The sequence below is a fragment of the Novosphingobium sp. NBM11 genome (assembly GCF_015390225.1).
In the GTDB taxonomy this organism is placed as follows: domain Bacteria; phylum Pseudomonadota; class Alphaproteobacteria; order Sphingomonadales; family Sphingomonadaceae; genus Novosphingobium.
In genome coordinates, this window is sequence record NZ_VUOG01000001.1 from 22,003 (window position 1) to 41,050 (window position 19,048).

A 19,048-nucleotide genomic window follows, 5' to 3' on the forward strand; every position below is an offset into this window, starting at 1 on the left:
CTACCAGACAGCCACTTCCCATTGCCCGTTGACGCGCGCGAAGCCGACTGGCCGGTTCTGCGGCGTAGCGTTCGCCCGCGTGGCATCCATCGTGAGCTGCGTCATGCACGTCACGCCAGGTCCAACACCGCCCGGCGAACATTCCCCGAGCTTGAGCGTCGCATTGGCCAGCGACGTCCCCGTGAAAAGGCGATGGCGGCGGACGGCCGCGATGGCCTCGTCCTCGGTCGGCTGTGCGACACCAGCGACAGCGGCGGCCGATGCGCCGCCGGGCGTGATCACCGGGCGGAGCAAGAAGCCTACGCCAAAGCCCACTACGAGGCATCCTCCGGCCACCATGCCGATCACACTTCCCTTCATCACCGTCTCCCTTCGGGGCCTCGCTCGGTCGGGCGGACATGCGTCCCCGATCGCCGGGGCCGAGTTTCGCCATGTGCTGGATGGAGGAGTGTAGCGCCGCGCCGCCCACCTCGGAAGGCCGCGCGGTCAGGCGGTCATACCGCGCGCCAGAGCGAGAGGTTGGCCGGGACGGGTTCGAGCCGGTCCGGTCGAGAGAGAGCGCCGCCGGTTCGTCCCGATCCGCTCTCCGAGGTTCTTCCCATGACGATGATCCCTGCATCAGCGGCAGCTCCGCTGGCCGCGCCGCTTCCCCTCAGCGGTCTCCCTGATCCTTCTGCTGCTATTTTCCGAGCCGCACAGCTCTTGCTTCCCCATCTCGAACGCGGTCAGCGCGTCGATGCGCAGATCCTGCGCGCCGCCATGGAAGCGGAGTTCGGTGCCTCCGATACCACGGGCGCCTGGGACTGGAAGTCAGCCTACGAGGCCTGCGAGGTCGCGACGGTCCTCTTCCTCCGCAAGTACGGCAATGCGCTTTTCCGCAAAGCCGGCTCTCCGGCCGCCGCGCTGCCGATGCTGGCGAAGATCGCCACCATTCTTCCCACCCACACACGGCGATCGGAGGAGAGCCAGTCATTCCAGCAGTTCTCGACGCCGCTTCCTCTCGGCGTCGCCGCGCTAACCGCTGCGGCGATCACGCCTGCTGATCGCGTGCTGGAGCCGTCCGCTGGCACCGGCCTTCTCGCTGTCCTGGCCGAGATCGCCGGCGGCGCGCTCATGCTGAACGAGTTGGCCGACACCCGCGCCGACCTCCTGGCCTCCCTCTTTCCGGATATCGCCGTCACCCGCTTCGACGCGGCCCAGATCGACGATCATCTCGCGCCGGACAGCGTGCCCAGCATCATCCTAATGAACCCGCCGTTCTCGGTGATGGCGAACGTGACGGGCCGGATGGCCGACGCCGCCTATCGCCATATCGCCTCCGCGCTGGCGCGACTGGCCAATGGCGGGCGGCTGGTGACGATCACCGGATCGAGCTTCTCACCGGATGCGCCCGCCTGGCGCGACGCCTTCGTCCGACTTCAGGAACATGGCCGCGTGGTATTCACCGCCGCGATCGACGGTGCGGTCTATGCCAAGCATGGCACGACCATCGACACTCGCCTGACCGTGATCGACAAGGCCCCGGCGGAAAACGCCGTCGCATTCCCAGCATCACCAGGCGCTGCCCCCGACGTCGCCACCGTGATCAGCTGGATCGGCGAGCATGTTCCGGGACGTTTGCCGGTCGATACCGGCATCTCGGTTCCCGCCGCCGTCCCGGCAGCCGCGCCGAGTACCGTTCGCGGCTATCTCGCGCGCGCCGCCGTATCTTCTCCCCTCCGCACTGTTAGCGAACCCGAAGGCGTCGAACTCGCTTATGAGATCGTGGACTGGACGCCTGCCGAAGATGGCCGGATCACCGACGCGATCTATGAAGACTACGGGTTGCAGGCGATCCGTATCCCCGGTGCTCAGCCCCATCCGACCAAGCTGGTACAATCCGTGGCGATGGCCTCGGTCGCGCCGCCCAAGCCGAGCTATCGGCCCCGGCTGCCGGCGAACATCGTCAATGATGGGCTCCTCTCCGACGCCCAGCTCGAAACCCTCATCTACGCCGGCGAGGCGCATGCGGACTTCCTCGCCGGTTCGTGGACGCTCGATGAGACCTTCGACGTCGTCTCGGCCGCGCCCGACGATGCGCCGAACGCCGTGCGCTTCCGCCGAGGCTTCATGCTCGGTGACGGCACCGGTGCCGGCAAAGGCCGCCAGTCTGCCGGCATCATCCTCGACAACTGGATGCAGGGGCGCCGCAAAGCGGTGTGGATCTCCAAATCCGACAAGCTGCTGGAGGACGCGCAACGTGACTGGTCGGCGCTCGGCATGGAACGGCTGCTGGTCACGCCGCTATCGCGTTTCCCGCAGGGCAAGGACATCACGCTATCGGAAGCCGTCCTATTCACCACCTATGCCACGCTACGGTCCGACGATCGCGGCGAGAAGCTTTCCCGCGTCAAGCAGATCGTCGAATGGTTGGGCTCCGACTTCGATGGAGTGATCATCTTCGACGAAAGCCACGCCATGCAGAACGCCGCTGGTGGAAAAGGCGAACGCGGCGACGTCGCCGCCTCGCAGCAGGGCCGTGCGGGCCTCCGGCTCCAGCACGCCCTGCCGAACGCACGCGTGGTCTATGTCTCGGCGACCGGCGCGACCACAGTCCACAATCTCGCCTATGCCCAGCGGCTCGGCCTGTGGGGTGGCGAGGACTTCCCGTTCTCGACCCGCGCCGAATTCGTCGAGGCGATCGAGGACGGCGGCGTCGCGGCGATGGAAGTCCTGGCCCGCGACCTGCGCTCGCTCGGTCTCTACACCGCGCGGTCGCTCTCCTATGACGGCGTCGAATACGAACTGGTCGAACACCAGCTCACCCCCGAGCAGACTGGCATCTACGACTCCTATGCCGGCGCCTTCGCGATCTTATGCGCAGCTGCGCATAAGATCGCTTATCGCGAGGTCGCGATAATGCGCAGGAACGTGGCGAAGGCCCGCAAAGCTGCTGAGCATTTCGCCACGTCCTTCACATTATTTCACAAGGCATCGAGCCACTCCATCAGGCTGGCTTCTCGTTTCCACGAAGGTGGCACGTTGCTCGCCGCCGGCGCCCCTACCTGCTCGAGCGCCTTTCGTTTGGTCTCCAGATTGGCCTGTGCGTAGTGGTTGGTTGTATCGAGGCTGACGTGTCCCAGCCAACTGCGGATGACGGTGATGTCGACCCCGGCAGCGACAAGGTGAACGGCAGTCGCGTGCCGGAAGCTGTGCGGCGTCACATTTTTGGACCGAAGCGACGGCACGGTTTCTGACGCCTTTCCTACATAGGAGGCGAGTTTGAACCGCACTCCCGAGGCGCCCAGCGGCTCACCATATCGATTGACGAAGATCCGCTGATCTGGCGCGCGCGGGTGACGTTCCAACAACTTCCTGAGCAACGTCACGGTTTCCGGCCAGAGTGGACAGATACGTTCCTTGCGACCCTTGCCGTAAAGACGCACGAAGTTCGGTGCGTCGAACCGGATCGCCTCGGGACAGAGGTCGAGGGCCTCCTGGATGCGCGCGCCGCTGTTATATAGGAACGAGAGTAGCACGTGGTCGCGCATTCCCTCGATTGTCGACCGGTCGGGCTGAGCAAGGATCGCTTCGACCTCCTCCGGCTCGAGATAGCAGGGTGCAACGGTAGGCTCCCGCTTGAGCGGGACGGTCAGGATCTCGGCGCATTGCGCGATGTATTCGGGATCCTTGTCAGCCACGAAGCTGAAGAAGCTGCGGATCGCGGCGAGCCGGCAGTTGCGTGTACCGATCGTGCCCCTGCGCCCATGCTCGGTGTGGTGGAGGAACGCGCGAACCTCTCCGGCCGAGACGTCGGCCAGCATGATCCGCGCGACCCCGCCGCCCTTTCGCTCCGCGATGAACCGAAGCAACAACCGCCAGGTGTCGCGGTAAGACCGGATCGTATGGACAGATGCACTGCGTTGCTCAGCCAACCATTCCTGAAAGAACGCCCGCAACAATGCGGGGAAGAGATTGCCCTTCGTCATGACCGCGCCTCCATCGTGAGGCATCGGGCGCCGACGGTCCGGAACCGCTCGCTTGCTTCCTGCAGCAGGTCCTGCGTGACGGTGATGTAGACCAGCGTGGAGTTGATGTCCCGGTGGCCCATGTAGGTGGAGAGGAAGCGCAGTTTGTCCTGCGGATTGACGCCGGATCGATACCATTGAAGGATCCGGTTCACGACCATCGAGTGGCGCAGGTCATGAACACGCGGCCCTGTCCGCCCGGTCGGGGCCTTGAACCCGGCACGGCGCATGACGTTGGTGATCATCGTTGAGACCGTCACCGGGGTATAGCGATCATTGAAGTGCTCGTGCCAGAAGAGCCCGGACCGAGGATCCTGTGGGGCGCCAGCGCGCCGCCTTGCATCGATATAGGCCCGTAATTCGGCCATGACGCTGCCGGTTAGCGGCAATATCCTGGTCTTGTAGAACTTCGTTTCCCGCACTGTGATCGTGTCTGATTGAAGATCGACGTCACCCAGATCGAGCCCGGCGAGTTCACTACGGCGCAGTCCGGCACAATAGGCCAGAACCACCATGGTGTAGAGAACCATCGGCCGCAGCGGCGCGTCCGGCGACGGATAGGAGCGGGCAACGTCGAGCATCTGCCGAACGTCGGCCGGGCTGAAGATGTGCGGTCGTCGATGCTCTCGTGCCACTTCCCGCTCGGGACGGGCGTTGAAGCGTTTCGGTGGGATGCTGGGATCAAGGCGATACCGCGCCTTAGTCAGGAGGCGCCCGAGCTTCTGGCATTCAGCCGCGTGATTGCGGGTCAGCTTGGCAGTTGCCCAGCGCGCCAGCATCGTCTCAAGCGATGCCCCTGTCAGTTCCGGGGTCGCCTGGAGGAACCGATCGAACCGCAATAACCAGTGAGCCTGAGTCTCATACTGATACCCCCGGCTCCGCATCAACGCGACATGCTCACGCATGAAGTCCCCCAGCGAGCTGCCGAAGGGCGCGGGGCGTCGCAATGCGGCCAAGGCTCCGTCGGGATTTGCGGAAGCCAGCGCTCGCCAGATCGGCTTGCTTTGTTTGACGTTGTATTGACGGCGAAGCACGGCAACGGGATTATCTGCGATCAGCCCGATTTCGACGAGGTGGTCGAGGAAGCGATCGACAATGCAGACCTGGTTGAGCAGCGTCGGCATTCGCCAACGTTTTTCCATTTCCTTCAGCCAGACTTCGAGCATCTGCCGGTCGACCGCCGGATGACGCTGGGCTACATTCTCGAAGCTGCGAAGGAACCAGCGATAAGTCGGCCTGCTTCCCTGCCGGAACTGCGATTTTTCCAGGAAGGCGTCGATGACCGTGCGATCGGGATCGTGCCAGGCGCTCATGGCAGCACCTCCGATCCGGGCACGTCGAGCGCCACGGCTCGGAGATCATCTGTCGCCAGCTTGAGATAGGCGTTGGTGGATTCGGTGGATCGATGTCCGAGCACGTCGCCGATGATCTTTTGCGGGACCGACGCCCGCAGCATTTCGACCGCCCGCGCGTGGCGAAAGACATGCGCTCCTCGCTTTCCCGGCGGCTCGACGCCAGCGGCTGACAACCGCCCGCGGATCATGCCATACAGGTTTGTCATTGCGATATAGGGCGCGCAGGACCGGATGAAGATTTCCCGCCCCTCAACCTGGGGGCGCCCATTACGCAGATAGTCGAGGAGCGCCTCACCAACGGGCGCCAATAGCGGCAAGTAGGAGTACGCATTGGTCTTGGTGTGACGGATACGCAGGGCTTCTCCGCGCCAGTTCACGTCTTCAAGCCGAAGGCGACAGATCTCACCTTCGCGCAACCCATATGTGGCAAGCAGTTGAAGTACCGCAAAATCGCGCAGTCCCCGCGGCGATCCATCCTTCTTCGTCGCCGCCAGCACCGCGGCGATTTGGCGCCTGTCCAGCGTCGAGGGCACGTCTTCATAGGCGTAGAGCATGGGGCCGATGATGTGCGGCGTGAGATCCATCGGGATGCGCCTCGTCCGATGCAGATACCGCACCACCGACCGGAGCCGCTCAGCGACATCGGCCAATGATTTGCGCCGTAATCCAGGGGCGCGCATGTCCATGTAGAGATCGACCTCCCCGATGCTCAAGGTGTCGAGGCTGGCCGCCCCGCCCCGTTCGAACTGCCATCGCAGGAAGTTCCGTGCCTCCCACAGAAGCGCCGAGATGGAAGCGCTTGCCAGACCGCGCTCGTCGCGCAGCCATGCCTCGTATTCGCAGCAGATCGCCTGCCGATACGCGGTTTCCGGTTCGGTCATCTCTGGCTCGGGCGGCCATTTGCCTTGGGCAAGCCGGAGCAGTTTGTTGATCGATGTGCGGGGCAACATCTGCCAGCGCGCACAGGGAGGCCGCCCGTACTGGGCTTCGAAATCCTGAACTGCATAGGCAAGATACTGATCGACCTGCGCCAGCGTCACAGTTTCCACCTGCACGCCGCACTCGGCCAGATAATCGAGAAACGCGCGGGCGTACAGGCGATGGTTCGCTACGACCACCGGGTTATAATTCTGCGTCGTGAGCAAATTCGAGAGTTCGGCGATCAACTCGTCGTGCAATTTCAACATGCTTTTATCCTCAGCTGGTCCAGAGACCGCCGAGGTTCGCAATCAAAATAATGCGCAGCAACATCGCCCCGCATTAGGAGAATCCACGTCGCTGCCGCGTTCCTTCACATTATCGCGACCTCGTGATAAGCCGTCATTCATAATAATCTCGACGCCGCCATGCAGGCCGCCAACATCACCGGCGACAGCGGCACACTGAATCGGCAGGCCAAGTCCGCCGCCCGCTCGGCCTTCGAATCCGCCAAGCAGCGGTTAGGTCCTCTCCGAGAGACTGTCTCCTTTGGTCGCGATGAGGGGCGGGCCGACCGCCGCGCTAACCCAAAGAGCTGGCGGTGGTCGGCCCGTCCCTCGCGTCGCGCAGCGACGCATGGAAGCCATCGCTTAGCCGCCTGAGGCGAACCGAGGGAGCGCCGCCGGCGTCTTAGTCAAGGTCGTACTGCCGCTCCCGCGCTGAACCACCCGCAATCTCAATCAATCAATCCAGCCCGCGCGACCGCGCGCGGCTGCGTGGAGTCACGCCCATGGCACAGTTCCAAATCCTGTATCCGCACTCGGCTACCGAGTGGCGGCCGATAACGATCGAGTTCTGCTTGGCGCCGACCGGTGACCAGCAATATCTCTGGCCATCGTTCGAAGATGCCGAGGCTGCTCGGCAACGACTGCTCCAACGCTCGCCCGAATCCCAACTTCGCATAGCGGTCGCCGGATCGTGTGCGGACGATATCGACTGGCAGGTCCGCGAGAAGCTGCGTTTTGCCGACGGCACTTACGCGCAGACCCCCTGGCACGACGAGCCCTGGTATCAGGCACGGCATGACGAGCATTTTTGCCACGTCTCCACCGAGCAGGCGGGGAAGATCGCGTTCACCGAAAACGCAGCGAAGGGGCAGATCGACCGCCAGCTGGTGATGTCGCCCGGTCGCTACCTCAATCGCTTCTTCTCCGACCATCTCGACAACAATGCGATCGAGGGTTGGTGCGCCAGGCTGTCGGTGCAGTTGGAGGAAGATACCCTCAAGATCACCCAGGACGCCGACGAAATCGAAGACGTCTATGTCGGCGGTCCCAGCAGCTGCATGGCCCATGAGGCGAGCGACTTCGAAAGTTCATGCCATCCTGTCCGGGTCTATGCCGGTCCGGACACGGCGCTCGCCTATATCGGTTCCCGCGAAGATGCGAAGGCCCGCAGCATCGTCTGGCCGAGCCGCAAGATCTACACGAGCATTTATGGCGACGTCTCGCGTCTGAGGCTGCTCCTCGAGAACGCCGGCTACACCGAGGGCGGTCTGAACGGCGCCCGCGTTCGGCGGATCGAGGATGATGACAACTTCGTCGTCCCGTATATCGATGCAGGCGACGACCTCGCCGACGATGGCAAATACCTCGTTGTCGGCCGCGGGAGCATCTCGTCCGAGAACACCAATGGGCTGGGTCATAGCCCTTGGTACTGTCCGCGCTGCGACGACGACACCAGGTCGCATGACGAGGTCTATTACGCCGACGGCTCATCTGAAGAGTGGTGCTACAGTTGCTATAACAACCATACGACCTTCTGCGACCACAACGAGCGTTCCTATAGCGACGTCGAGACCTTCGTCACCGTCTATGCCGACAATGCCTCGCATACTGTCCTTGAAGAGGATGCGGGGGATTTTGGCGCCGTCTATCTCGAAGATCGCTGCGAATGGTGGGTCAGCGGCTGCTGTCGCCAATGCGATGGTTCCGCCGAATGGTTCCACATAGAGGATCTCACCGAATATCACGGTGAATGGCTGTCGGAGGATCAGCTTCCCGAGCCGTTCGACGATGACGATGCCGCTCTCGCCAATGCCCATATCCTTGCTTACCGGCAGTTCCACGAAGAAATGGCGGCGATCCATGCGGAGGTTGCCAAATGGCAAGCCGCTGGAGAGCGAGCCCGAGAGGCGCGGCTGAAGCGCGAGCGGGACGAGGCAGAGCGGCGCCGCCTCGAAGAACTTCGGCACGATGTCCGTGAGCCGGGCGATGCTGCTTGTTCGCAAGGTGGTCTCGATCAGTCGCCTTGCACCCCCGAAAACTTCCTTCCCGCCATCGCGATGACGGCGCCGCACTTGGCGGCAGCCGCTTCCCTCGCAGGAGCCTGATCCCATGATCTACCATGATGTCGCGGGCCGCACCGGCCTGCTCGAAATCCTGTCGTGGGCCCGGCCTCATGACAGCGCGATCGAACGCGCCTTCTGCCGGGAGTATCTCGACCGGGTTCCCGGCATGACGGCCGACGCCTTCGGCAATCGGATGATCGCTATCGGCGACCAGCCTCACGTGATGTGGAGCTGCCACGTCGACACGGTGGCGGCGCGCGGCGGACAGCAGGACGTGGGCATCGACCAGCTCGGAATCGCGGGCTTGTGCAACGGCAAGGCCGGGATGTCGCTTGGCGCCGATGATGGTGCTGGTGTCTAGATCATGCTCAACATGATCGCGGCAGGCCGGCCCGGCCTTTACCTGTTCCATCGCGGCGAGGAGCAAGGCTGCCTCGGTTCCCGCTGGATCCAGCGCCATACGCCGGACCTGTTGAAGGATATCGATGCGGCCATCGCCTTCGACCGTGCCGGCTCGGGCGACGTCATCACGCATCAAAGCTACGGGCGGACATGCTCGGACGCTTTTGCGATTAGCCTGGCGTCCGCGCTCAACGGCCTGAACCCGGGCTTCCGCTACAGACCCGACGACACGGGCGTCTATACCGACACCAACGAATATGCGGGCCTTATACCCGAATGTACCAACCTGTCGGTGGGCTATCAGGGGCAGCACGGCCCCAGGGAAACGCTCGACGTCGATCATTGCGAGAAGTTGCTTGCCGCGATGCTACGCCTCGATGCTTCCTTGCTGGTGATCGAGCGCGATCCCTCGAAGCAGGAAGACGATCGGTGGGGCTGGCACGACCACTATTACGGCCATCGTGATGACTTTGCGGATGCGATTGCGGAATATCCGTTGCTGGCCGCGCAGATGCTGGAAGAATGCGGCCTCACGCTGGACGATTTTAGGATGGCCATCTGGGCCGAGGAAATGGGTGGCGACGCTGACTATCGCCCGCTCATGGCATCATGAGGCGCGCTAACTACCCTGAATAGTGATCTACGCATCGCACGCGCGACCTTATAGTGTCTTCATTCTGCTATAGTGGTTCTCGATCCTCATGAGCGGAGGAGACGCGCGCCATGGTCTCAATTATCCGCGCTGTCGCCGGCGTGCCGGGAATACCTCTCGGGTTCCCGATCCTGTTCGATGCCAGGATGGCGATCATCGAACCGGCCTTTGCGTGGCTGCTGGAGCACGCCTCGCTTCGCGGCTGCGCGCCAGATACGGTGCGAACTTACGCCGAACACATCTACGACTGGTTCGACACGCTCGAGCAGTCCGATCTTGACTGGCAATCGGTCGATGAAGGCGTCATCGGCGCATATCGCGACCGCATGATCGCAAACCCGAGTTCGCACACGGACAGGGCCTATGAGCGGGCGACGATCAATGCGCGCGTAATGAGCGTCTGCCGCTTCTATGAATGGGCGCTGGAGGAGGGGCTGATCGGCGAGCTTCCCTTCCGGCGGCGCGAGCGCGTCATCGTGACCTTCAAGGAAGAAGGGCATGGTCCTCGTCTTGCGGCGACCAATATGCTGACGCTGTCGCAGCCCGAGAAGCTGCCGCGACCGCTGCGTGCCGCCGAACTCGATCGGCTCTTCGCGCACCTTGGTCCTACGCCGCACCTTGCGGCCGAGTGGGCTCTTACAGCGGGGCTTCGTCGCAAGGAAATCTGCGGGATGACCCTCGACATGGTGCCCGACAGCCATCAGCTATCCGCCGAAGATCAGCCGCTCGTCGGCATCCCGCTGCGCATCACCAAGGGGGACCGCCCCCGCACGGTCTATCCGCCGATCCGCTTGATCGACCGCACCGACTGGTATGCGGGCGAGGACCGCGCGCGCGTTGTCCGCCGCGCCCGTGCCCGCGACCGGCGCTATCAGCCACCTGCCAATCTTCTCCTCACGACCCACGGGACGGCTCTATCGCCGAAACGGCTCACGGCGCTGTTCGCCAAAGGCTTCGCCGACGCCAAGCTCAAGGGCAGCTTCCACTGGCTGAGGCACACGTTCGCGATGGTGATGCTGGCGCGCCTTCAGCAGCAGGCGCGCGACAACCCCGATCTCAATCCGTTGAAGGTCCTGCAAGTGCTGATGGGTCATCGCTCGATCGCGACGACCGCCATTTATCTGCGGTGTGTCGAGGTCCACGAACGCGATCTCTCCGAGAGCCTTGCATGGCTTTACGGCGAACTCATTCCCGATGCCGAATAGCCGGAAACTCGATCGGCGTATCCGGCGCCCGACAGCGACATCCGATCCCGTCGCCTCGACAGAGATCGTCATCTTCCGCGATGCTCGCGATGGCAGCGTGCAGCGCTTCGACCCCGCCACGCTGTCTCTACCACCAGATATGGTGGGTCCGCTGATGGCCGCCTTCCGCCTGAACGATGCAGGGACAACGGTTCGCACGCGCCCGACCCCGATGGCGTGCGCTGCGCCGCTTCGCCGGGTTCCTCGCGAGCGAGGGCGTGACCAGCGCCGCTCAGGTGAATGCCGGCACGATGAAGCGTTATCTGGCCTTCCTCGCCCGACCCGACGAGGCAGGAAAACGGCTCAAGCGGCCGACGATAGCCACGCAGTAGGCATTGATCCGTCCGCTACTCGAGCGTGCCGAGCAGGCTGATCCGCACCTCTTCGGTTCGCCTCTCGCGATCCCTTACAATCCGGTTCCCGGCAGTCGCCACCATGACTCCAAGGCGCGACTGTCGAAGGAGGATCTGCAGGCCATCCTCATGGCCTGTTACGAAGAGATCGATGCCGCATGGGCGACGTTCCAGCGGGGACAGGTGATTATCGCTGCGGCAGAGGCGCCTGCGCGTGCCGAACGCGGGGAGAGCCTGGACAGCGCGATCTGGCGGCTTCATCGCCTGACAGGAGGTCTTGCGCCGACCTGGAACCAGTTGAAGGAAGCTCGCGTGCCGCACAGCCGGCTTCTGCGCTGGGGCTGGCGCAGCGGCATCGCGGAGCATTATCACCTGACCACGCGAACGGTCGTTCCGTTCTATATCGCCCTGGCTATCCAGCTCGCCGCCAACCCGGACCCGCTTCGCGAGATCCGCCGCGACTGTCTTGTCGCTCACCCGATCGACGACAACCGGGTGCTGGTCGAGTGGCTAAAGCACAAGACCGCGCCCAATCCGAAGATGCAGCGCCGCTCGTTCGATGTTCGACGGCCGCGCTCCGCGCCGCGCCTCATTGAAATGCTGTTGGCGATGACGGCGCCCCTCGTGCTCCACGTTCCTGACCAGCATCGCGAACGTCTCTTCCTCGTATATTATCTGACGGGCGCACCACAAAGGCAGCATGGCAGTCCTGCCGGGCTGATCTCGTTCAGCACACTCCTCGGCCGTCTCGATCGGTTCATAAAGGGAGCTAACCGGAGGATCGCCAAATGGAATCTCGATCATCCCGATCGCCCTCGGCGATCCTTGCCTCGCTTCTCACCGGGCCAGTTGAGAGGGAGTGTCGCGACACAGCATTACCTGGCCTCGGGTGGCGATCTCCTGGCGACGGCCGCCATCCTCAATCATCGCGACCCGGTGACGACCGACGCCTATGTGGAAGGACCGGCAGCGCGTCGGCTTGAGCGCGAGACCATTGTCCGCCTCCAGCGGATGATGGTCGCCTGGGTCATGACGCCGGAACCGGAAGAAGGTGATACGTCGCTGCCCGGTCCAGGCGCCGTGACGGCCTTGTTCGGGCACCGCTGCATGATGCCGGTCGAGAGCGATGGCGCGGGCGGCAAGCGTGTCTGTCGGCACCTGGGTGGTTGTCTTACATGTCCTGGCCTGATCGTTCCGCTCGATATCGACCATTGCGCGCGCGTTGTTCAGGCTCACCGCCATTTACTGGCATCCCGGGATCGGATCGATGCCGAGAGGTGGAATATCTTCTACGCCCCGAGCCTGCGCGTTCTTGAGCAGGATCTGCTGCCTGCGTTCCCGGCAAAACTGCACAAGGATGCCGAACAGCTCGCCGACAGCCTTCCCGCATTACCGGATATCGAATGAACATCGTTCCACAGATCGCGGCAACGCCCGGCCTTCCGGTCCGCGTATCCCCGGAATCGGACTTTGCCGACGATCAGTGGCAACTCGCCCGTGATGTGCCGGGCCATCGGGATCATGCCTTCAGGATCGACTGGTCGTTCAGGATGCCGGACGGTAGCCGGTTCAACGAGGATAAATGGCGTCGACTACGACAGCCGGCCAAGCAGCTCATCTGGTCGCTGCATGCCGATCCACCTGACGGCCGCAAAGCGGTCGCGCTCCATACTCTTGCCCGCTATGCAGATTATCTGCGTGTCGTCCTTCAGTGGATGGTGGCAAACCGGGTTGAAAGCTGGGCCGGGCTTGACCGCCGGGCAATCGAGCGCTTGTTCTACGACTTCGGCGAACGCGGGCTCTCCTATAGCACCGTACGCAACTACCACAGGATCATCAGAGCCTTCTATGAGCAGCGCTTCAAGCTGGCGGAAGCTCCGCCGCAACCGTTGCCAATGCTCACACGCCTCGGCACCTGGCACGACGGGACGAAGAAGCCGCATACGCCGGATGCGGTCGCGGTCCCGCTGATATCTGCTGCGCTCCATCTGATCGGCGAGCCCGCTGACCAGATCATCGAAATGCGCGAAGCGGCGCAGGCAATCTATGATGAAGCCAAGCAGCAGGGGGGCACGTATGACGCACAAACATACCGAGCCTCGGCTTATCTCCGATCGCAGCCGCCCATAGAGATGTGTCCAGGCCGGCCCGAGACACTGACCCACAGGCCCATCGACGGGCTGAACGATCGTATCCTTAGGCTCTATGACGCCTGCTTCATCGTCATCGCATATCTGGTGGGTGCCCGAGCATCGGAGATCCTCGCCCTCGAAACAGGCTGCATCGAGTGGCATGAGGGGGACGACGGTGAGGCCTATGCCTATCTGACAGGGGCCATCCGCAAAGGCGCGCCGGGTCCCGAGGGGCTTGCGCACCGATGGGTGGTTCCCGATCCTGTCGTCCGAGCCATCGCTGTCCTTGATCAGCTATCCGCGCTCTGGCGGGCAATCCATGGTGGGCGGCAACTGTGGCTGGTGCAGGAGAAACCCGGCACCGCATTGCGAGCATCGGCCTTGCCTATCCACACGGTCAGCATCGCTGCCGTGAATATGCGGTTGAACAAGAGCTTCATCCCGATGCTAGATCTGCCGGAACATGAAGGCGAGCGCTGGCGTGTGACCTCGCATCAAGGGCGCAAGACGTTCGCGCGGTTCGTCGGCCGCCGCGATCGTACGGCGCTGGCGGCGCTCAGCAAACACCTTGGTCACATCACCCGCGCCATGACGGACCGCAGCTACGTCGGCACCGACTTCGATCTGGCGGAGCTGATCGATGACCAGGTCATGGCCGATACGCGCACGGCGCTTGAGGATCTTCTGGTCGCCCCCCGGCTCGCGGGAAAGGCCGGCAAGATGCTCGCGGAGCGCTCCCCGTTCCGCGGTCGCACTCAGGGTGGCGACCTTGACGCCTACATTACGCAACTTCTGGCCGAAACCGATATGCGCCTTGGCGTCTGCGACTGGGGTTACTGCCTCTATCGGCGAGAAACCTCGGCGTGCCTTGGGTCCGAGCGCGAACCCAATCCCGTGCTTCGCACCCAGAGCGTCTGTGTCACCTGCGCCAACTTCGTCATCACCGAAAAGCATCGGCCGATATGGGCGGGACGGTTGAGCAGGAACCTTGCCCTTCTCGAAAGGAGCGACCTCGACCTGGAGAGCCGAACGCTGGCGATGTCGCGCGCCGACGAGTGCAAACGCCTCCTTGCGATGCTCGATGAAACGGACCTTGCCGATGGGGGAGGTTGAAGCCCCGACACCGCAGCAGCGTCGCCACGCTCGGACAAAGGCCAAGCTGCGCGCTGCCCTCGAGGCGCTATCCTCCAGCACATCTTCGGCGCCCATCACCGCCGCTGCGGTCGCACGCGAAGCCGGCGTCGGGCGCAATGTTCTCTACGTCGGCCATACCGACATACTCGAAGACATCCGCGCGATATCTGCCGCGCGCACCGCCGTTCGCGAAAAGCGGGAGGATGCCGCTCGCACGGATGCCATGAAGATCCGCGATCTTGAAAGCCAGCTCGCATCCTTGGCGACCGAAAATGCAGGTCTGCTTCGACGCGCCCGCGAGGCGGAGAGCCGGTTGGAGCGCGCGGAAAAACAGAACGCCGGGTTGCTTCGGCAGCTCGTGGACGCACGGCGTCCGGTTCGCTTGCGGCCTGAAGACCCCGACAACCCGGCCTGATCCCACTTGGCCCATCACGGCCCCCGCTTCCCGGTGGCCAGAGGGAGAGTGCTGCCGGTCATCAACGAGGCTGCTGCGGCCAGAGAGAGAAGCCCCTCCGAGCAGAGCGCGGCCTAATAATGCGCCCTCTTAGCCCGGACAGGGAATCCTTGTGATTTATCAATCTATTACCGCAAATGATACACCTCGCGATGAGACAGAACAACGGTTCTTCGGCCATCTGCTGACCTCGATGAAGACGCCGACACTGATCCGCTCGGTCGAGCAGGACCTGGTCGACGGCCACTCCGCCGTGATCCAGATCGTTTCCACCGGCGAGGCGCTGATGGAGCGCCGTCTCGCGGAAATTCCGACGGAGGAATGGAACGACGTCCGGGTGGACATCACCCCGCGCGAGTATGTGTAATGTGGAGCTCCACATTACACATATTCTTTGCAGTCGCAGTTTATGTCGAGCGTGGCGGCGAGAGACGCAGGTTTCCTTCGGTTTTCCATGATTTCACTCCAGATAATTACGGTTCCCTCGACCTGAACAAGTCGAAGGAACCAACATGCGATCAAGATCATTATTGTCGTTTCGAGCGGCCCGGCTCCGGGTCGAAGACCCGCCCAGTCACGACGCTCTACTCACCGCATTCCTCTCCTCTCTGTCGCTCGACGAGAGGTCAGGCAGTGCGATTCTGTTTGGCGCTGCGGCCCGTCATTTCCTGCATTGGATGGAACTGCATGGGATCGCGATCCGCACGATCGACGATCGGACCGTTCGGCGGTTCGAGAAGCATCGGTGCCGTTGCCACCGGTATTCGGCGCAGCAGCCAGTCTATAAGGCGGACATTGCAGCGCGAGTCAGGCGCTTCGTCCGCTTCCTGGAGGATCAAGGCTACGTCGGTGTCGACGACGGGATCGACGATCTGCCACGGCACCTCGCCGACTATTTCGATGGGATCGATCGCTTGCAACTCGCGCAAGGACCGGCCCAGTCCTATCGATCCGAGGCCGAGCATTTCGCGGCCTGGCTTCGCATTGCGCGACGACAATGGGCCGATATCGATGACACGATCATCGACCAGTACGGCGCGCATGATTGTCGATGTCCGGTCTGGCGCAAGCGAGGCAAGCTTGTTGCCTCGGGCGCGAAGCGGCGGCGGCGAGGCGCTCGGCACTTCGTCGAGTTCTTGCGCGACCGCGGTGTCATCCCTTCAGTCGAACTGGTGTCGGATGACGACCCGCACATGGCGGCATATCTGGCATGGCTCAAGCAACACCGCGGCGCGACCGATGAGACGATCCGGCGCTACCGGGCCGATATCAGGCGGCTCGCGCCTATGCTCGGCGAGCCTTCACAATGGGATGCAGCCGTCCTCAGACGGGCGTTTCAACAACGAAGCAAGGAGACGCCGGGTTCGGCATCACTGCTCGTCACGATAATACGGAGCTATATTCGGTTCCTGGTCGTGCAGGGTATTTGCCGTCCAGCTTTGTTGCACGCGATCCCATCAGTGCAACGCTACCGTCTTTCGACGCTGCCCCGGCACGTTAACCCGGCAACGATCGAGCAGATCATCGGCGCATGTCCGACTGATCGCCCGGTGGAAGTTCGGGACAAGGCCATCATTCTCCTGCTCGCCCGGCTTGGCCTGCGTGCCGGTGATATTCGGGATATGCACCTCGACGATATCGACTGGCGCTCGGGCCACCTGACGGTCAAGGGCAAGACGCGTCGGCCTGATCGCCTGCCATTGCCTCAGGACGTCGGTGACGCGATCCTGGACTACATTGCCACGGCGCGTCCCAAGACCGCCGATCCGCATCTGTTCGTGCGCGCGCAAGCCCCGTTCCGTTCGTTCCGCTCATCGGCGGAGATCGCCGGCATCGTTGCACGCACGCATGAGCGCGGCGGGATCGAAGGCGTGCCGACCGGATCGCACATTTTCCGGCATTCGCTTGCCACCAACTTGCTGCGCGCGGGCGCAGGGCTGGAGTCCGTTGGAACGATCCTGCGCCACAGCTCGCCCGAGACCACCGCCATCTACGCCAAGGTCGACCTGCCGATGCTCATGAAAATCGCGCAGCCATGGCCGGGAGAACCGTCATGCTGAGCACGCAGATTGCCAGATACGTCTCGCTGTATCGCAGCTTGGGGCGGAAGTTCTCGGAACAGGAACGACTGCTGCGCCAATACGCCGCTTTCGCTGAACGCTTCGGTGACCGGCACACCCGAGTGCAGCGCATCTACGACTGGTGCCACACGGCAAGCTCGCAAAACGTGGCTCGCCATAGGTACGACGCTGCTCGTAACTTCAGCCTTTTCGCTCATGCCGAGGACCCAGACAACGAAGTCCCGCCTGTCGGCGTTTTCGGCCGGGGGAAGCGGCCACGTCCCACTCCGACCATAATCGAAGCGGACCAGGTGCGGGCGATCATGGCGGCGGCATTGAACGTTCCGCCCCATGGCACGATTAGCCCATACACGTACCATTACCTGTTCGGCCTGCTCGCGGCGACAGGTCTCCGGATTTCCGAGGCTCTCGCGCTACAGTGCAACGATCTGGTCGAGGATGGGCTGGTCGTCCGCAACGGCAAGTTCGGCAAGCAGCGACTGATCGCCTTGCAGCCATCGACGCGCCAAGCACTCGAAGCCTACATTGCGATCCGCGCGAAGCACCCGGCCAAGTGTAATGACCTGTTCGTCACTATCCGGGGGCGGGCGCCGCACAAGGTGCGCGCCCACGTCGTGTTCGTCAGGTTGGCCCGGCTTCTCGGATATCGTGGAGCAACCGGTACGGCAGGCATGCGACTCCACGATCTGCGACATACGTTCGCTGTTCGCTCGCTTGAGTCCTGCCCGCGTGACAGGGAGGCCATTGCCCACCACATGGCCGGTCTCAGTGTCTACCTGGGGCACGCGTCGATCGCCAACACGTACTGGTATCTCGAAGCCACGCCAGTGCTGCTGCGCGACATTGCGGCTGCAAGCGAGCAACTTTTTCAAGGAGAAGCGGCATGACGGCGCTTGCTCTCCATCTCTCGGCATATCTGCGGGAACATCTGCCGCGCGAACGCGCCGTCAGCCCGCACACGGTGAAGACCTATGCCAACTGCTTCGTCCTCCTCGTCCAGTTCGCTGCCGATCGGCTGAAGCGCCGACCGACCGATCTCGAGGTTGAGGATCTCGGCACAGACATGATCATGGCCTTCCTCGATCATGTGGAGATCGGCCGCGGCAGCTGCGTGCGGACCCGCAATGGCAGGCTCGCCGCGATCCGATCCTTCTTCCGATACATCGAGTACCGGATTCCAGCCTGCCTCGATCAGGCACTCCGTGTCAGAGCAATCCCGACCAAGAAGACAGACAAGGCGCTGATCGATTACCTCGACCGGGCCGAGATCAAGGCTTTGCTCGATACACCCGATCCCCGGACACGCCTCGGCACCCGTGATCGCGCGATGCTGCATCTTACCTATGCTGGCGGACTGAGGGTGTCGGAACTCGTAACGCTGCAACTGGGCGATTTCCCGGACCGCTCCCTGTCCACCATGCACATCATGGGCAAAGGGCGACGTGAACGGGTCCTGCCGCTGTGGAAGGAGACCCAGATCGCATTGCGCGCATGGCTTGCGATCCGGCCTCAAGTTGAGGTCACCGAGATTTTCCTCAATGCCAACGGGCAGCCGATGACCCGCGACGGATTTGCGTTCCGATTGGCCGAGCACGTCAAGACGGCAGCGACGAAGCAGCCGTCGATCCTTGGGAAGCGCGTCACACCCCACGTGCTTCGTCATTCTTGCGCGATGCACACGCTCGCGGCGACGGGGGACATTCGCAAGGTCGCATTATGGCTCGGCCACGCCAGTATCCAGAGCACCGAGACCTACTTGCGCGCCGATCCCGAAGAGAAGCTGCAGATTCTCGCAGCCCACGGTGCCCCTGCGATCAAGCCGGGGCGCTTCAAGCCGCCTTCCGACGCCTTGATCACAATGCTCACCGACGTTCGAAGGCGGGCCTGACCCGTCTTCGAACACTCCCTCTAACCCGCATATTATCTGGAGTGAAATCATGGAAAACCGAAGGAAACCTGCGTCTCT

General features: G+C 63.0%; 14 protein-coding genes and 2 pseudogenes. 12 read left to right on the forward strand and 4 right to left on the reverse strand.

Annotated elements, in window-relative coordinates; translation table 11 throughout:
- Positions 1-360, reverse strand: coding sequence for a hypothetical protein (locus F1640_RS00110; RefSeq protein WP_198149154.1), 360 nt, complete (start codon positions 358-360; stop codon positions 1-3).
- A gap of 240 nt (positions 361-600) precedes the next feature.
- Here F1640_RS00110 and F1640_RS00115 point away from each other — a divergent pair.
- Positions 601-2,856: pseudogene (locus F1640_RS00115) on the forward strand (strawberry notch-like NTP hydrolase domain-containing protein); the annotation flags it as partial.
- A gap of 107 nt (positions 2,857-2,963) precedes the next feature.
- Here F1640_RS00115 and F1640_RS24985 read toward each other — a convergent pair.
- The 3 genes from F1640_RS24985 to F1640_RS00125 are packed head-to-tail and all read right to left on the reverse strand — an operon-like array spanning position 2,964 to position 6,549.
- On the reverse strand, positions 2,964-3,968 hold the full coding sequence (locus F1640_RS24985) for a site-specific integrase (RefSeq protein WP_095687245.1): 1,005 nt from the start codon (positions 3,966-3,968) through the stop codon (positions 2,964-2,966).
- Positions 3,965-5,320, reverse strand: coding sequence for a tyrosine-type recombinase/integrase (locus F1640_RS00120; RefSeq protein WP_008832422.1), 1,356 nt, complete (start codon positions 5,318-5,320; stop codon positions 3,965-3,967). The genes F1640_RS24985 and F1640_RS00120 overlap by 4 nt, the downstream gene beginning before the upstream one ends.
- Positions 5,317-6,549: a site-specific integrase gene (locus F1640_RS00125; RefSeq protein WP_008832423.1), complete on the reverse strand. Its 1,233-nt coding sequence runs from the start codon at positions 6,547-6,549 to the stop codon at positions 5,317-5,319. The genes F1640_RS00120 and F1640_RS00125 overlap by 4 nt, the downstream gene beginning before the upstream one ends.
- Before the next feature lie 521 nt (positions 6,550-7,070).
- Here F1640_RS00125 and F1640_RS00130 point away from each other — a divergent pair.
- From F1640_RS00130 to F1640_RS00180, 11 genes and pseudogenes are all read left to right on the forward strand, one after another.
- Positions 7,071-8,672 (forward strand): hypothetical protein, encoded by a 1,602-nt coding sequence (locus F1640_RS00130; protein WP_070158091.1) that lies wholly within the window; start codon positions 7,071-7,073, stop codon positions 8,670-8,672.
- Positions 8,673-8,676: 4 nt separating this feature from the next.
- Entirely contained in the window at positions 8,677-8,991 is a 315-nt protein-coding gene (locus tag F1640_RS00135; RefSeq protein WP_194917208.1) for a hypothetical protein, read from the forward strand.
- Between the two features lie 3 nt (positions 8,992-8,994).
- On the forward strand, positions 8,995-9,645 hold the full coding sequence (locus tag F1640_RS00140; protein ID WP_194917210.1) for a hypothetical protein: 651 nt from the start codon (positions 8,995-8,997) through the stop codon (positions 9,643-9,645).
- Between the two features lie 110 nt (positions 9,646-9,755).
- Complete coding sequence (locus F1640_RS00145; protein WP_070158093.1) at positions 9,756-10,889, forward strand: tyrosine-type recombinase/integrase; 1,134 nt, start codon at positions 9,756-9,758, stop codon at positions 10,887-10,889.
- Positions 10,890-11,263: 374 nt separating this feature from the next.
- Positions 11,264-12,688 (forward strand): site-specific integrase, encoded by a 1,425-nt coding sequence (locus F1640_RS00150; protein ID WP_194917212.1) that lies wholly within the window; start codon positions 11,264-11,266, stop codon positions 12,686-12,688.
- Positions 12,685-14,526: a hypothetical protein gene (locus F1640_RS00155; protein ID WP_070158095.1), complete on the forward strand. Its 1,842-nt coding sequence runs from the start codon at positions 12,685-12,687 to the stop codon at positions 14,524-14,526. Before F1640_RS00150 ends, F1640_RS00155 begins: the two co-directional genes overlap by 4 nt.
- Positions 14,495-14,962, forward strand: coding sequence for a hypothetical protein (locus F1640_RS00160; RefSeq protein ID WP_139139449.1), 468 nt, complete (start codon positions 14,495-14,497; stop codon positions 14,960-14,962). The genes F1640_RS00155 and F1640_RS00160 overlap by 32 nt, the downstream gene beginning before the upstream one ends.
- Before the next feature lie 199 nt (positions 14,963-15,161).
- Positions 15,162-15,365 (forward strand): annotated as a pseudogene (locus tag F1640_RS00165) (hypothetical protein); the annotation flags it as partial.
- Positions 15,366-15,513: 148 nt separating this feature from the next.
- Positions 15,514-17,061 (forward strand): tyrosine-type recombinase/integrase, encoded by a 1,548-nt coding sequence (locus F1640_RS00170; protein ID WP_011540750.1) that lies wholly within the window; start codon positions 15,514-15,516, stop codon positions 17,059-17,061.
- On the forward strand, positions 17,055-17,969 hold the full coding sequence (locus F1640_RS00175; protein WP_011540751.1) for a tyrosine-type recombinase/integrase: 915 nt from the start codon (positions 17,055-17,057) through the stop codon (positions 17,967-17,969). Before F1640_RS00170 ends, F1640_RS00175 begins: the two co-directional genes overlap by 7 nt.
- The gene (locus F1640_RS00180) at positions 17,966-18,970 is read left to right on the forward strand and encodes a tyrosine-type recombinase/integrase (protein ID WP_011540752.1); all 1,005 of its coding nucleotides are present in this window, start codon (positions 17,966-17,968) and stop codon (positions 18,968-18,970) included. The genes F1640_RS00175 and F1640_RS00180 overlap by 4 nt, the downstream gene beginning before the upstream one ends.
- Positions 18,971-19,048: the final 78 nt, after the last annotated feature.